Source organism: Winogradskyella sp., from assembly GCF_013213835.1.
Classification (GTDB): Bacteria; Bacteroidota; Bacteroidia; order Flavobacteriales; family Flavobacteriaceae; genus Winogradskyella.
Genome location: NZ_JABSSU010000003.1, coordinates 381347 through 395757 on the forward strand (window position 1 = coordinate 381347; position 14411 = coordinate 395757).

General features: G+C 32.5%; 13 protein-coding genes. 9 read left to right on the forward strand and 4 right to left on the reverse strand.

Features of this window, described 5'->3' with window-relative positions; all coding sequences use genetic code 11:
- Nucleotides 1-59: 59 nt before the first annotated feature.
- The gene (locus HRU50_RS04595; RefSeq protein ID WP_296348637.1) at nucleotides 60-833 is read left to right on the forward strand and encodes an SDR family oxidoreductase; all 774 of its coding nucleotides are present in this window, start codon (nucleotides 60-62) and stop codon (nucleotides 831-833) included.
- A 52-nt stretch (nucleotides 834-885) separates the two neighbouring features.
- Here the strand turns inward: HRU50_RS04595 and HRU50_RS04600 are convergent, their stop codons facing one another.
- Nucleotides 886-1635, reverse strand: coding sequence for a DUF6503 family protein (locus HRU50_RS04600; protein WP_296348639.1), 750 nt, complete (start codon nucleotides 1633-1635; stop codon nucleotides 886-888).
- 103 nt (nucleotides 1636-1738) lie between these two features.
- Between HRU50_RS04600 and smpB the strand changes: the two genes are divergently transcribed.
- Both smpB and HRU50_RS04610 read left to right on the forward strand, forming a co-directional pair.
- Nucleotides 1739-2197 carry an SsrA-binding protein SmpB gene (smpB, locus tag HRU50_RS04605; RefSeq protein ID WP_296348642.1) on the forward strand — a complete coding sequence of 153 codons (459 nt, stop codon included), beginning with the start codon at nucleotides 1739-1741 and terminating at the stop codon, nucleotides 2195-2197.
- 112 nt (nucleotides 2198-2309) lie between these two features.
- Nucleotides 2310-4775: a DUF5686 and carboxypeptidase regulatory-like domain-containing protein gene (locus HRU50_RS04610; RefSeq protein ID WP_296348644.1), complete on the forward strand. Its 2466-nt coding sequence runs from the start codon at nucleotides 2310-2312 to the stop codon at nucleotides 4773-4775.
- A 393-nt stretch (nucleotides 4776-5168) separates the two neighbouring features.
- Here HRU50_RS04610 and HRU50_RS04615 read toward each other — a convergent pair whose 3' ends face one another.
- Entirely contained in the window at nucleotides 5169-5969 is an 801-nt protein-coding gene (locus HRU50_RS04615) for a hypothetical protein (RefSeq protein WP_296348647.1), read from the reverse strand.
- A gap of 260 nt (nucleotides 5970-6229) precedes the next feature.
- On the opposite strand from HRU50_RS04615, the gene HRU50_RS04620 reads away from it, so the two are divergent.
- Nucleotides 6230-6577, forward strand: a complete 348-nt coding sequence (locus HRU50_RS04620) for a helix-turn-helix domain-containing protein (protein ID WP_296348649.1) — start codon at nucleotides 6230-6232, stop codon at nucleotides 6575-6577.
- A gap of 314 nt (nucleotides 6578-6891) precedes the next feature.
- Here HRU50_RS04620 and HRU50_RS04625 read toward each other — a convergent pair whose 3' ends face one another.
- Both HRU50_RS04625 and HRU50_RS04630 read right to left on the reverse strand, forming a co-directional pair.
- Nucleotides 6892-8172, reverse strand: a complete 1281-nt coding sequence (locus tag HRU50_RS04625) for a T9SS type A sorting domain-containing protein (protein WP_296348651.1) — start codon at nucleotides 8170-8172, stop codon at nucleotides 6892-6894.
- Between the two features lie 2 nt (nucleotides 8173-8174).
- Nucleotides 8175-8816, reverse strand: a complete 642-nt coding sequence (locus tag HRU50_RS04630; RefSeq protein ID WP_296348653.1) for a protein-L-isoaspartate(D-aspartate) O-methyltransferase — start codon at nucleotides 8814-8816, stop codon at nucleotides 8175-8177.
- 143 nt (nucleotides 8817-8959) lie between these two features.
- Between HRU50_RS04630 and HRU50_RS04635 the strand changes: the two genes are divergently transcribed.
- The 5 genes from HRU50_RS04635 to HRU50_RS04655 all read left to right on the forward strand — a co-directional run bounded on the left by HRU50_RS04635 (nucleotide 8960) and on the right by HRU50_RS04655 (nucleotide 14408).
- Entirely contained in the window at nucleotides 8960-9919 is a 960-nt protein-coding gene (locus HRU50_RS04635; protein WP_296348655.1) for a Gfo/Idh/MocA family oxidoreductase, read from the forward strand.
- 104 nt (nucleotides 9920-10023) lie between these two features.
- Nucleotides 10024-10914, forward strand: a complete 891-nt coding sequence (locus HRU50_RS04640) for a 3-hydroxybutyryl-CoA dehydrogenase (protein WP_296348658.1) — start codon at nucleotides 10024-10026, stop codon at nucleotides 10912-10914.
- A gap of 81 nt (nucleotides 10915-10995) precedes the next feature.
- Nucleotides 10996-12234, forward strand: coding sequence for a DUF1015 domain-containing protein (locus HRU50_RS04645; protein WP_296348660.1), 1239 nt, complete (start codon nucleotides 10996-10998; stop codon nucleotides 12232-12234).
- Nucleotides 12235-12310: 76 nt separating this feature from the next.
- Nucleotides 12311-12979, forward strand: a complete 669-nt coding sequence (locus HRU50_RS04650; protein WP_296348662.1) for a YggS family pyridoxal phosphate-dependent enzyme — start codon at nucleotides 12311-12313, stop codon at nucleotides 12977-12979.
- 67 nt (nucleotides 12980-13046) lie between these two features.
- Nucleotides 13047-14408, forward strand: a complete 1362-nt coding sequence (locus HRU50_RS04655) for an exonuclease domain-containing protein (RefSeq protein WP_296349087.1) — start codon at nucleotides 13047-13049, stop codon at nucleotides 14406-14408.
- Nucleotides 14409-14411: the final 3 nt, after the last annotated feature.

A 14411-nucleotide genomic window follows, 5' to 3' on the forward strand; every position in this document is an offset into this window, starting at 1 on the left:
AAAACTATCATTTCAATTCTATTAAAAAATAAAAATGAAATGAGAGAATAAGTAATAAAATGAAAAAAAACATATTAGAAGCTTTTAGTTTAGAGGGTAAAAAAGCCATTGTTGTGGGTGGCGCTGGAGACCTTGGTAAAGCCATGGTTGAGGGTTTAGCTGAAGCTGGAGCTCAAGTTGTCATTATTGACCTAGATGATAGAATGTTTGAAATAGCAAAATCATTTAAAGCCTGTAACCTAAACGTAGAAGCGATAAAAGCAGATGTTAGCAAACTTGAAGAAGTTCAAAGTTCCTATAAATCAGCCTTAGAAATGTTGGGTGGTCGTGTGGATATTATGGTGAACTCAGCAGGTATACAAAGAAGATATCCTAGTGAAGATTTTCCAGAAGAAGAATGGAGTAAAGTCATTGCAATTAATCTAGATGCAACCTTCTACTATTGTAAATACGCTATTAATACGATGTTAGAACATGGTGGTGGAAAAATCATAAATATAGCATCCTTAATGAGTTTCTTGGGCGGCATTACAATTCCGGCTTATGCGGCTTCAAAAGGTGGTGTAGGGCAATTAACTAAAGCACTATCTAATGACCTCGCCGCAAAAGGTATTTGCGTTAATGCAATTGCACCAGGTTATATGGATACGCAATTAAATACGGCACTTATAAACGATAAAAAGCGTACAGAAGAAGTCTTTATGAGAGTACCTATGAAACGTTGGGGAACAGGCGATGATCTTAAAGGATTAACTGTATTCTTAGCGTCTGCAGCAAGCGACTACATTACTGGAACAATCATTCCTGTTGATGGCGGTTATTTAGGAAGATAACTAATATCCAGAAAAATATAAATAGCATTGAATATGATTCAATGCTATTTTTTTATTCTATAAGTTCTACCTCAACATTTTCTAATTCAATTTTAGAAAGTAGTTTGAGTTGCTCATCCTCAAAAGCTTTACCTAAATCAAAAAGATCGATTTTTTCTTCAGATTTGTAATTGTTATAGTCTACAATTCTAATACCCTCTAAATAACGTTCGTTGTATGATGATCTAAATCGTATCCCTATATCATCATCTTCATTATAGGAATATGCTAAATAATCAACTTTAAAGTTTTTCTTATTCACCCAATACACAAAGACATCTTCAAAATCCTCACCGCCACCTTCTTCATCAAACGTTACCTTGATTTTATAATAATTTTCATTATTTATCGATTCCTCTTCAAGTAATTCTTTGTTGACTGCTTTATCATTTAACCCAAATGGTAACACTGAAAAATAATGTACCGAATTTACTGATGCTGAATACAATATCTTTAAAGAATCTGAAAGTCTTACTGAAGAGCTATTAACTGAACGTTCAAAGTTATTGCTTGACATCAAATCAAAAATAGAATCCTTACCTTCTGCAAAAATTCTGATATAAGTCGCATTACCATTAGATCTCCTGGCCACATAAAACTTATCCCTAAAATTGAATCTTATAACAGAATTTTTAAACTTTTCGCCACCTGATACTTTAATCGATTCATTGATAATATCATCCGCTGACAAATCCTTGGCTTTATTTTCTTCTTTACACCCAAAAAATACGAAACAAATTAATCCTAGAAATATATACTTCATGTATTGTTAATTTTATGGTCTAAAACTAATTCAATTAGATATGACTTTCAAGTTTTAAGGAATTACTTTTAACTTTTCACTTTAAGGATTAACTTTGTCTTCAATGCAGAGAAACATAAACATACTCAACAAAAAGGCAAAATTTCAGTATGAAATTTTAGATAAATACACTGCTGGAATAGTACTCACCGGTACCGAAATTAAATCCATAAGAGCAAGCAAAGCTTCTATTGCTGAGAGTTTTTGTGAATTTAATGAAGGTGGCGAATTATTTGTTATTAACATGACCATTGAAGAGTATGTTTATGGAAATTACTACAATCACAAACCAAAAGCAGAACGTAAACTACTCCTCAATAAACGCGAACTCAAAAAACTTGAAAGGGAAGTTAATGTAAAAGGCAATGCTATCATTCCGCTTCGTCTATTCATCAATGAAAAAGGCCTAGCAAAACTAGAAATTGCTCTAGCTAAGGGTAAAAAACTATACGACAAAAGAGAAACTATTAAAGATCGGGATAACAAGCGTAGTTTAGATCGTATTAAGAAAAGTTTTCGATAATTTTAGGAAAATTACAACTTACCAAAACTTTTAAAAATCATAAGTTTGACTTTTCGAGACAACCATTTTACTAAAAATGACGTCTCTTATTAAAAACCATCAATCATAATTTATGAAGAAACATTCGCTTAGTGCGCTGTTCATCTTTTTATGCACAATCATTTCCACTGCGCAAGTCACAGGCACAATTACAGACACAAATCAACAACCTTTACCATTTGTAAATATTCTTATAGAAAAAACCTATAAAGGCACAACCACAAATGATGACGGTTATTATGAACTAGATATTACCCAACCAAACACATATACCATTGTTTATACATATTTAGGGTATAAAACGGTAAAAAAAACAGTCGCTATTGACAAATTTCCATTTAAACTAAATATTACTTTAGAAGAAGAATCTGTTTCGCTTAATGAAGTTGTTGTTAGTACAGAAGATAATCCTGCCAATGCCATCATCCGTCAGACAATAGCAAAACGAAAAGAAAATTTAGATAAAATTGAATCCTTTAGAGCTGAATTCTATTCAAGAGGATTAATACGAATAAAAGATGCCCCAGAAAAAATTCTCGGACAAGAAGTTGGCGATCTTGGGGGCGGATTAGATTCTACACGTAGCGGTATTATTTATCTTTCTGAAACCATTTCTAAAATACAATATCTTAAGCCTAATCAACTTAAGGAACGTATTACCGCATCAAAAGTTAGCGGTGATGATAGTGGATTTAGTTTTAACAACGCTCAAGACGTTAATTTTAATTTCTACAACAACGTCATAACTTTTGGTGGTGAAAATGTTTCACCAATTGCAAATAATGCCTTTGGATATTACCGTTACAAACTAGAAGGTATATTTTATGACGAGAGAGGAAATCTCATCAATAAAATTAAAGTTATTCCAAAACGCGAAAATGATCCTGTATTTTCGGGAACCATTTACATTGTAGAAGATCAATGGACTATTTATGCCTTAGAGTTAGATATTACAGGTATTCAGGCTAGGATTCCGGCTGCAGATATTATATCATTAAAACAAAGTTTTTCTTATTCTGAAGAAGATAATATATGGGCATTGATTTCTCAGAGTATAGATTTTAGCTATAAATTTTTTGGCATTAAAGGTGATGGAAGATTTACTGCTGTCTATAGTGATTATGAGTTTAATTCTGGGCTTACCAAAAAAGATTTTGGTGCCGAATTAGTATCGTTTGAAAATGAAGCTAACAAAAAAGATTCGCTTTTTTGGAAGACTATTAGACCAGTTCCATTAACACTTGAAGAAAAAACTGATTACACCAAGAAAGATAGTATTCAAACTGTAAGAGAATCTAAAACTTACTTAGACTCCATTGATAAGGTAGAAAATACCTTTAAATTAAGTGACGTTCTTGGCTATACTTATCAAAACTCTTACAAAGACTATAGAATCGGTTTTGACATACCGCTTAGTGGTGTCCAATTTAATACAGTACAAGGTTATACAGCTCAGGCCAATCTTTTCTTTAACAAAAGTTTTGACGATTACAAACGCTACTTTAGCGCTAGTGCCGCTATACAATACGGTTTTTCTGACAAAAGACTCAGAGCGAAAGGTTATTTAACCTATAAGTTTAATAATACCAATAGACGATTTCTAACACTTAGTGGTGGAACTGAAGTACGACAATTTAATCCAATAAATCCTATAACACCATTTGGCAACACTTTAGCTACACTGTTTTTTGAAGAAAACTACATGAAACTTTATGAGCGTCGATTTCTGCAATTAGACTATTCCGAAGAACTCTTTAATGGCTTTAGATTGTATTCTGGTTTGTCTTATGAAAACCGAACTGCTTCATTTAATGCAACCGACCAAACCTTTTATCCTCAAGAGGACAAAATATACACCTCAAATAACCCTGTAAATCCTACAAGTACAGATGCACCTTTTGAGAATCATAATATCATGAAATTCAACATCACCAGTCGCATAAATTTTGGACAAAAATATTTGAGTTATCCAGATAGTAAATTCAACATTAATAGTGATGCCTATCCTACTCTTGTGTTGAGTTATGAAAAAGGATTTGGATCAACTAATGAAGATTACAATTTTGATCAAATCAAAGCCAGAATTTACCAATCTTTTAATATTGCCAACAAAGGTAGGTTTAGTTATAACATGCGTGCTGGTAAATTCTTTAATGCTGATGATATCGCTTTTATGGACTATCAACATTTTAATGGTAACCAAATACATATAAGTAGACGTGGCAATTATACGGATGTGTTTAATAATCTCGGCTATTATGACCTCAGCACAAATGATAGTTATTTAGAAATGCATGCTGAGCACGATTTTAATGGTTTTATACTTGGTAAAATTCCTGGTTTAAACAAACTTAATTTTAATCTTATCCTAGGCGCACACAATCTATCTACACCCGATAATAAACCTTACCAAGAATTTACTGTAGGTTTAGACAATATTGGTTGGGGCAAATGGCGTTTCTTAAGAGTAGATTACATTCGTTCTTATCAAGGCGGCTATCAAGGTGATGCTATTATGTTTGGGTTGAAGTTTTTCTAATATATTTTTTTGCAATTTGGAAATTAAAATAGACGATAAAAAATTGATGTGTTTCACAACTTAATATCCTACAAATTTATTAGGAAATTACATTACTTAATTATTGTTTTCATAAATTGATATTCTTAGATCAATAGAATCCTTTTTGAATATCACCTAGGTATTCTGGATTTTTGAATCTAACAGAAAACATAATATCTAAGCATTTTATGAGGTTTAGGTCGTATTTAATTTCAGAATAATAATCGTGATAATAGATATTTATTTACAATACTTGACCAATGACAACCAAAAACCAGAGAAACAGATGATCATTAATATTAAAAGAAAGACAAAAGACGGCTAACAAAAAAAGAGCGCATTTGCGCTCTTTCTTAGTTATATGACGTTATATTAGCTTTTATAGTAATTAACACCATTTTTACGTTCCTTTTGAATTGTTACATCACTTCTATTACCAGTTCTGTCTAGAATTATTCTTTGGTTATTATGAGGCCAATAACCCTTTATTTTGCTAATATCTTTGTTTAAATTGGCACCATTAAATCCGTTCTGTCTAATAATCATTAAACTAGGCGTGCTGTTTCTTAAGTCAGAACCAAAATTCCATACTCTCTTACCTTTTACACCTAACCAATTTGCAGGAAAGTCAGCTCTGTCTGAATCATGATAAAATAATCTTCCAGCTACAAATCCATTTGGCAAAGTTCTTGTTGGTTGATTATGTGCTTTTAATACTTCACCATTATCTACTCTAAACATCTTGTAATTTCTACCATTGTTACCAAAGAATACAAAGATTTGATTAGAATTGTTTCCTGGCTGCATAATTCTAGCATCCTTAGAATTATTTTTGCTCAATGTATCCCAAAATCCGGCAATACTGCTTGATCTTGCTTCATTTATTCTAGTCCACTCGTTTGCACCTGTTCTTAAATAAACACGTCCGGGATTTTGCGAGTTTTCTTTAACAATAAACCCAAGTTCTACTTCACCTCTATTATATGCGCGATGTGTATTTCCATAAATACTTTCTACAAAATCAAACGTTGAAGTGTCTGTTAAAACATCAGTAGAAACTAAAACAGGATTTGATTTTGAATCTAACGAAGTGTCAATAGAGTCATCTACTTCTTCTTTAGAGCAAGAAAAGACAAACAAGGCTGTCAATAATAATAAACTTAATTTTCTCATAATTTCTAGTAATTTAATTAATTAATAACTTTCATAAAGATAGATTGTTAATCTTTCATTTTTCTTTAAAAAAATTGAATTTCCCTTAAAAAAATGGTTACCCCAAGGTAACTTCACCTTAAAATGCATAAAACTCCGACAAATGAATTTTCAAGACTACAAATAATTGCTTACCAAACAATTAATAGTTACCTTTTAGTAACCACTAATACATAAACACACTTTTTATTTAGATTAAATCAAATTATCTTTGAGCGTATATGACTAAGAAAAAGACTCTCATCTGCCCTTTAACAAAGTTTACAAAAATATTAGGTGGCAAATGGAAAATACCAATTCTATTTGTGCTATCGAAAGGGGAAACTCATTACGGGAAATTACATTTCTTAATTCCAAAAATTTCAAAAAAAGTACTTAGTGAAAATTTGCAATTGCTCCAAGAGCACAAATTTATTAAACGTAAGCTCAACGTTGAAGACAACAAAGTGTATTATAAATTAACCAAAAGAGGTGAAAGTATCATACCTATTCTTAAAGATATAAACATTTGGATTAAGAATACTTACCCAAATGAAAATTTTGAACCTTCAATATCTACAGAAAAATAAGAAGGCACTTATTTACACAAGTGCCTCATTGATGATTTATTAACGCTATTAATCAATCATTATTCAATATAAGATTATTTTAAACTGATTATAATAAATGCCTTTGAAATAAAGATAAACATTATTTCAGGTATGTGAATAGTGTTGACTATTTTAGTTTAGAAAAAGTGGTTACTTCGAGGTAATATCTAATTAGGATTTATTAAAGTCTAAAACAATTTAAATAACAAAAAAGAAGAACATCTTTTTATCCTTTAAAATATAAAACCTGCTAAAAACAAGCGGATTAAAAATTCGTACTCTGCAAGAACTACCTAGTTTTTCACCAACTTAAAAGTTTCTACAGCATCACCCTTTGTCACTTGAAGAAAATATATACCACCATGTAAACTACTTGCATCTATATGATCTCCAGATAAGGCAATCTCAACTTGTTTGCCTAATACATCATACATTCTAATTTCTACACCATCAAAATCTGAAGAAAGTCTAATAAAGTCAATGAAAGGATTCGGTGAAACTGTAAGGTTATCTATGCCAACCTCTTCAAGGTCTAAAACATCATTACAATTTGGATTAGTCGTTGAAGCAGTCATAAAAACACCGTTGTTCACATACCAATTTTCCCATGTACCACCGCTTCCACTCTGCCAATCAGATAGATCAAAATAATTTGTACCACCAACCATTCCTGGTACCTTATAAACCTTTACAGCTTCATTATTGCGTGTCCAATTAAGGGCATTTCCATCAGTACAGTTTTCAGGTAAAAACTCATTAGCACAATTAGATTGTAAAAAATATGCATATTCAGGGTATGTAGGGTACTCTCCATAGACATAAGCCTTACCATCATCATCTACACATACTGCCGTATATTCATTACAGGCTATCCCAAACGCGCGAGAGCTATTATCTGTGGCATATCTGGCTAAAAAAGCAGTATGTCTAGCTCTTCTATCAGGATCATCATAATGTGTGTCAGTAATTACATGTTCTAAAAAGGAAATATCTAAAAAATCATTATAACCTATTGTCATTCTGTTATGATAAGGATTAGACAACGCCTGTGCATTTGTTACAGTGCCATTTTCTGCCGAAAAATAACCGCTACCCAAAATTGCCATACCTGCACTTGTACCACCAATAACACCACCTTTTACATTTACAAAATTGTTTAAGGCATCTTCCATAGCATTATCCTTAAAGAAACTGACATAATCAAACTGATCACCACCTGCAAACCAAATAGCTTCAGCATTGTTTACTTTATCTAAAACATACGCATTTGTAGCTCCTGCTTCACTAGATATGACAAATGTTCTCACAGAATTAATAGTGACGCCTAACTGTGAATAAAAATAGTTGTTGTACCCATCACTACCAGAGGCTCTTAAAACAACAATATCACCACCATTTGCCTTATTTAAAAACCAAGCCATGGCCTCATCATTTTCACTAGCACCGCCCATTAGACAAATACCACTTTCATGACTGGTATTTACATCTGTGGCATTACCAGTTAAATATTCTGTATAACCTTGACTAAAGGAAAACTGAAATAATACAACGAATAAAAAAGTAATTTTTTTCATAGTTAGTTTTTATCTTCAAGCATTGGTACAAATCTAAACTCACCATGCTCATGTTTTTCAAATTCTTTAGGTCCTTTTCTTATAAAAAGGGTCATCACTTGCACTTCATCACCAACAGGAATCACTAAACGACCACCAACTTTAAGCTGACTTAATAACGGTTTTGGTACAAATGGGGCACCAGCAGTAACTATAATACTATCAAAAGGTGCTTCGTTTGGTAAACCTTTATAACCATCACCAAAGATGAGTTTTTTAGCTCTATAGCCTATTTTAGGGAGAAATTTTGAGGTTTTCTTAAACAATTCTTGTTGTCTTTCAATGCTATAGACTTTAGCACCTAAATCAATTAGAACGGCACATTGGTAGCCACTACCTGTACCTATTTCTAACACTTTATCACCAGGTTTAATTTGTAATAACTCAGACTGAAATGCAACCGTATATGGTTGGGAAATAGTTTGATCCGCAGCGATTGGAAAGGCCTTATCTACATAAGCATGATCAATAAAACCAGAATCCATAAATAAATGCCTTGGTATTTTACCAATAGCATTAAGTACTGCTTTATCTGTAATACCTTTTTTTATCAGAGTATCAACAAGTTGTTGTCGCATCCCTTGATGCTTAAAAGTGTCTTTCAAATCTTAGTTAGGTTTAGCGCTAAATTAGTTGAAAGAATGGCAATTTCCAATCCCATTTTTCAATTATTGAATTCGCAGTTTTTTATAGTTTCTTTTTTAAATTTTTAGAGGAAATCAATTATTTTTGTTCAAAACTGAAAAATATGCTAAGAGCTGGTGTTCTTGGTGCTGGTCACCTCGGGAAAATTCATTTAAGACTGCTTAATCAATCAGAAAAATATGAGCTTGTTGGCTTTTATGATGCTGACCCAGAAAATGCCAAACGCGTTGTAGAAGAATTTGGATACACCTATTTCGATACCATAGAAAAATTAATTGACGCTGTAGATGTCGTAGATATTGTTACACCAACCTTATCTCACTACGATTGCGCCAAAGAAGCCATAAAAAAAGGAAAGCATATATTTATTGAAAAACCGATTACAAATACGGTTGAAGAGGCTGAAACCATCAGAACTTTAGTAGCAGAACATGGTGTAAAAGGTCAAGTTGGACATGTAGAACGTTTTAATCCAGCTTTTATAAGTGTAAAAGACAATATTGAAAACCCTATGTTTATTGAAACGCATCGTTTGGCTGAGTTTAACCCTAGAGGTACAGACGTTCCTGTGGTTTTAGATTTGATGATTCATGACATAGATATTATTCTCAGTGTCGTTAAATCACCTGTAAAACATATTTCAGCAAGTGGTGTATCAGTAGTAAGTGAAACACCAGATATTGCAAATGCACGAATTGAATTTAAAAATGGCTGCGTTGCTAATTTAACGGCAAGTCGTATTTCACTAAAGAATATGCGCAAATCCAGATTCTTTCAAAAAGATGCTTATATCTCTGTTGATTTCTTAGAAAAAAAGTGTGAAGTAGTTAAAATGAAGGATGCTCCCGAAAATCCTGGAGATTTTGATATGATCCTTCAAAATGCCGAAGGTGTGAAGAAACAAATCTATTTTGATAACCCGGAAATAGAAAACAATAATGCTATTTTAGATGAACTAGAAACCTTTGCAGATGCCATAAACAACAACACTAAACCTATTGTAACTTTACACGATGGTACTGAAGCATTACGTGTGGCAACAATGATTATCAATCAATTTTAAAAAAAAGCCTTCCTTAATCCTTCCATAGGAAGGAAAATCGAAGCATACCAAATAAATAACAACTAATAGATTCCTGCTTTCGTGGGAATGAAAATAAATTTTTAATGAAAAACATAGCAGTTATTGGAGCAGGAACAATGGGCAATGGTATTGCGCACACATTTGCTCAATCTGGCTTTAAAGTACAACTTATTGATATTAGCGAAGCTTCTCTAAAAAAAGGTATAGAAACCATTTCTAAAAACTTAGATAGAATGGTTGCTAAAGAAAAAATCTCTGAAGCTGATAAAGAAGCAACTTTAAACAATATAACGACATTTAGTGATATCACTGCTGGTGTTGAATATGCAAGTCTTGTTGTTGAAGCAGCTACTGAGAATGTGGATCTAAAGCTTAATATTTTTAGACAACTTGATAAAGCTTGCCCAGATGATACAATCCTGGCAACAAATACATCTTCAATATCAATTACTCAAATTGCTTCAGTGACGTCGAGACCGGATATGGTTATTGGAATGCACTTTATGAATCCTGTACCAATTATGAAGTTGGTTGAAATCATTCGTGGATATAATACAAGTGATGAAGTGACAAACACCATTATGGAATTATCAAAAACCCTAGGCAAAATTCCAACAGAAGTAAATGATTATCCTGGCTTTGTAGCGAATAGAATTTTAATGCCTATGATTAATGAATCAATAGAAACATTATATAATGGCGTTGCTGGTGTAGAAGAAATAGATACTGTAATGAAATTAGGAATGGCACATCCAATGGGACCTTTGCAACTTGCCGATTTCATTGGTCTAGATGTGTGTCTGTCTATTCTAAACGTCATGTACGATGGATTTAAAAATCCGAAATACGCACCATGTCCTTTATTAGTCAATATGGTTAGAGCTGGGAAATTAGGTGTAAAATCTGGTGAAGGATTTTATGATTATTCAGAAAGTAGAAAAGCTGAGAAAGTTGCGAATCAGTTTACGAAATAGTTAAAAGGCATTAGGTAATAGGCATTAGAACTAAAATACTTCACACTAATTCCTGATCCCTAATCCCTAATCCCTTAAACCATGGCCAAAGTAAAACCGTTTAAAGCTGTACGTCCAACAAGAGCAATTGTTGGTTTAGTTGCTGCTCGTCCTTACCAAAGTTATACTATTGAGGAAAGAGAATCTAGAATGGATTATAATCCCTATAGTTTTCTTCATATTGTGAATCCTGGCTATAAATATGACCAAGTTATTACAGGTGAAGAACGCTACAAATTAGTTAGAAATAGATATCTCGAATTTAAAGAAGATGGCATATTTATTCAAGATGAAAAGCCTTCTTTTTATGTCTATAAAATTGTGAATAGACATGGGCAAGAATTTAATGGAATTATTGCGGCTACAAGTGCTGAAGATTACGAAAAGGATATTATTAAAAAGCACGAAGAAACCATTGCAAATCGAGAACAAACCTTTAAAAACTATTTACAAACAGTAGGATTTAATGCAGAACCTGTACTTCTCACCTATCCAGATAATGACATTATAAAATCAATTATCATAGAAACTCAAAAAGGTCATGCAGAGTTTGAGTTCACGATGACCTATAGAGACACTCATTATCTTTGGAAAATAGATAACCAAGAAACAAATGCCTTAATAGAAAAGGAATTTGAACATATAGAAACCATCTACATTGCTGATGGTCATCATAGGTCTGCTTCATCTTTTCTCTATTACAAAGACCAAAAAGAGAAAAACTCTTCTCATAATGGAAGTGAGTCATACAATTATTTTATGTCTTATTTAATTCCGGAATCTGACTTGGTTATTCAAGAATTTTGCAGATTGATAAAGGATTTAAATGGCTTATCTAAGGAAGAATTTCTAATAAAACTAGACGCTAATTTCAGAATAAAAAATAGAGGTCAAGAACCCTATTCACCTTCAAAACCCCATCATTTTAGTATGTATCTAGATGGTGAATTCTATTCTTTGTATCTCAGAAAGACCATCTATAATTTTGAGACTGCACTAGAAAAGCTTAATGCGCAATTACTTTACAAAACCATTCTACAACCTATTTTAGGAATTGAGGACCTACGAAACGATAGCAGAATTGAATACATTCATGGTAAACATGAAGTGACCTCAATGAAAAGTTCTGTTGATAGTGGTAAATTTAGTGTTGGCTTTGGTATGTGTCCTGCTACTGTAGAGCAAATGAAAGAGATTGCAGATGAAGGCTTAAAAATGCCACCAAAAAGCACTTATATTTTACCAAAATTGAGAAGTGCAATTACGATTTATGAATATTAAACGTTGTTTATCTGCTGAGTCGTTTAGGTGTTTAAGTAATTTAAACGATTAATCAGATAAACGAATCAACTATAAAATGAGGATAAGCGATAACCTTCAGAAGATACAATCATCCATACCAAGCCATGTTACGCTTGTAGCAGTTTCTAAAACAAAACCTGTTTCTGACCTTATGGAAGCCTACAATGCTGGTCAGCGCATTTTTGGTGAAAATAAAATACAAGAAATGGTTGATAAACATGAGCAAATGCCAAAAGATATACAATGGCATATGATTGGGCATGTACAAACTAACAAGGTTAAATATATGGCAGCGTTTGTTGACCTTATTCATGGTGTTGATAGCTTCAAACTTTTGAAAGAAATTAATAAACAGGCTCAAAAGCATGACAGAGTCATTGACTGTTTACTTCAAATAAAAATTGCAGAAGAAGATTCAAAATTTGGTATGTCTGCAAATGACGCTTCGGAACTACTTCAGTCTGAAGAATTTTCAGAGTTAAAACATATTAAACTAGTTGGTGTAATGGGAATGGCAACCTTTACAGAAAATATGAATCAGGTTGAAAACGAGTTTAATTATTTAAAATCTACTTTCGATAAATTAAAAACAGATCAAACTGAAAACTGTCATCTACAAACCATCTCAATGGGAATGAGTGGCGATTATAAATTAGCTATAACATGTGGTAGTACAATGGTTAGAGTTGGAAGTAGTATATTTGGTTCTAGGAATTACAATTAAAGCTAGAAACACTAAGACAGAAGCTTGAAAATGATACTAACAACTAATCCCTAATTACTTATAACTCATTTACGCAATACTAGACATAGAAACCACTGGCGGTAAGTACAACGAAGAAGGTATTACTGAAATTGCTATCTATAAATTTGACGGACACGAAGTTGTTGATAAATTCATAAGTCTTGTAAATCCAGAACGTGAGATTCAACCTTTTGTAGTAAAACTTACTGGCATTAATAACAATATGCTTAGAAATGCACCAAAGTTTTATGAAGTCGCGAAACGCATTGTAGAAATCACAGAAGACTGTATCCTTGTTGCTCATAATTCTGAATTTGATTATCGCATTCTAAAAACAGAGTTTAAACGCCTTGGTTTTGAATTCAAGAGAAAAACACTTTGTACGGTAGAGCTTTCTCAGAAACTAATTCCTGATATGGAATCTTATAGTTTAGGGAAATTAGCTAGAGCATTAGGCATACCTGTGAGTGACAGGCATCGTGCTAACGGTGATGCTATGGCAACCATAAAACTATTTAAACTATTACTGAGCAAAGACACCGATAAGTCTATTGTTAAAAATGCAATTAAAGTTGAGAAGAAGTCTAAAATTAAAGCCAACCTCAAAGAAATTTTAGAGGAATTACCAAATGCAACCGGCGTCTACTACATACATGACGCAAAAGGAACAATATTATATATAGGCAAGAGTAATAACATCAAAAAGCGGATTACACAGCACTTTACCAATACCAACTCTAAATCTAGAAAAATTCAGACATTAGTTGCATCAGTAACTTATGAAAAAACAGGTAGTGAACTTGTGGCACTTCTTAAAGAAAGTGAAGAAATAAAAAAGAACAAGCCTATTCTAAATCGTGCATTACGTCGTAACCTATATACACATGGATTATACCATTTTGAAGATAAAAATGGATATATAAACCTTAGCATAGAAAAAGCAAACAAAGAAAATTTACCAGTAACTACTTTTACCAATAGACAGAGCGCAAAGCATTTTATGCTTAAAATTATGGATGACTATATGCTATGCCAAAAACTAATAGGTATGTATCATACTAATACCAATTGTTTTAGACATGAAGTCAAAGAATGCAATGGTGCTTGTGTTTTAGAAGAGTCTTCAGCTGATTATAACAAACGTGTGCTAATGCTGATAGACAAGCATAGCTATAAAAATAAAAATATGCTTGTCATAGATCGTGGTCGTGATATTGAAGAAAAAAGTGTCGTACTCATAGAAAATGGAGTATTTAGAGGTTTAGGCTTTTTCGATTTAAACTATCAAATTAACAACCCTGACATTTTACAAACTCTAATTACTCCAATGGAAAATAATAGAGATACACAGCACATAATTCAGAGTTATATTCGTAGAAATAAACGTTTAAAAATTGTGGAATTTTAGATT

Bases quoted from the DNA above. Each gene is read 5' to 3' on its own strand.
- HRU50_RS04595 (WP_296348637.1), top strand. From the start codon at position 60: ATGAAAAAAAACATATTAGAAGCTTTTAGTTTAGAGGGTAAAAAAGCC.
- HRU50_RS04600 (WP_296348639.1), bottom strand. From the start codon at position 1,635: ATGAAGTATATATTTCTAGGATTAATTTGTTTCGTATTTTTTGGGTGT.
- smpB (WP_296348642.1), top strand. From the start codon at position 1,739: ATGCAGAGAAACATAAACATACTCAACAAAAAGGCAAAATTTCAGTAT.
- HRU50_RS04610 (WP_296348644.1), top strand. From the start codon at position 2,310: ATGAAGAAACATTCGCTTAGTGCGCTGTTCATCTTTTTATGCACAATC.
- HRU50_RS04615 (WP_296348647.1), bottom strand. From the start codon at position 5,969: ATGAGAAAATTAAGTTTATTATTATTGACAGCCTTGTTTGTCTTTTCT.
- HRU50_RS04620 (WP_296348649.1), top strand. From the start codon at position 6,230: ATGACTAAGAAAAAGACTCTCATCTGCCCTTTAACAAAGTTTACAAAA.
- HRU50_RS04625 (WP_296348651.1), bottom strand. From the start codon at position 8,172: ATGAAAAAAATTACTTTTTTATTCGTTGTATTATTTCAGTTTTCCTTT.
- HRU50_RS04635 (WP_296348655.1), top strand. From the start codon at position 8,960: ATGCTAAGAGCTGGTGTTCTTGGTGCTGGTCACCTCGGGAAAATTCAT.
- HRU50_RS04640 (WP_296348658.1), top strand. From the start codon at position 10,024: ATGAAAAACATAGCAGTTATTGGAGCAGGAACAATGGGCAATGGTATT.
- HRU50_RS04645 (WP_296348660.1), top strand. From the start codon at position 10,996: ATGGCCAAAGTAAAACCGTTTAAAGCTGTACGTCCAACAAGAGCAATT.
- HRU50_RS04650 (WP_296348662.1), top strand. From the start codon at position 12,311: ATGAGGATAAGCGATAACCTTCAGAAGATACAATCATCCATACCAAGC.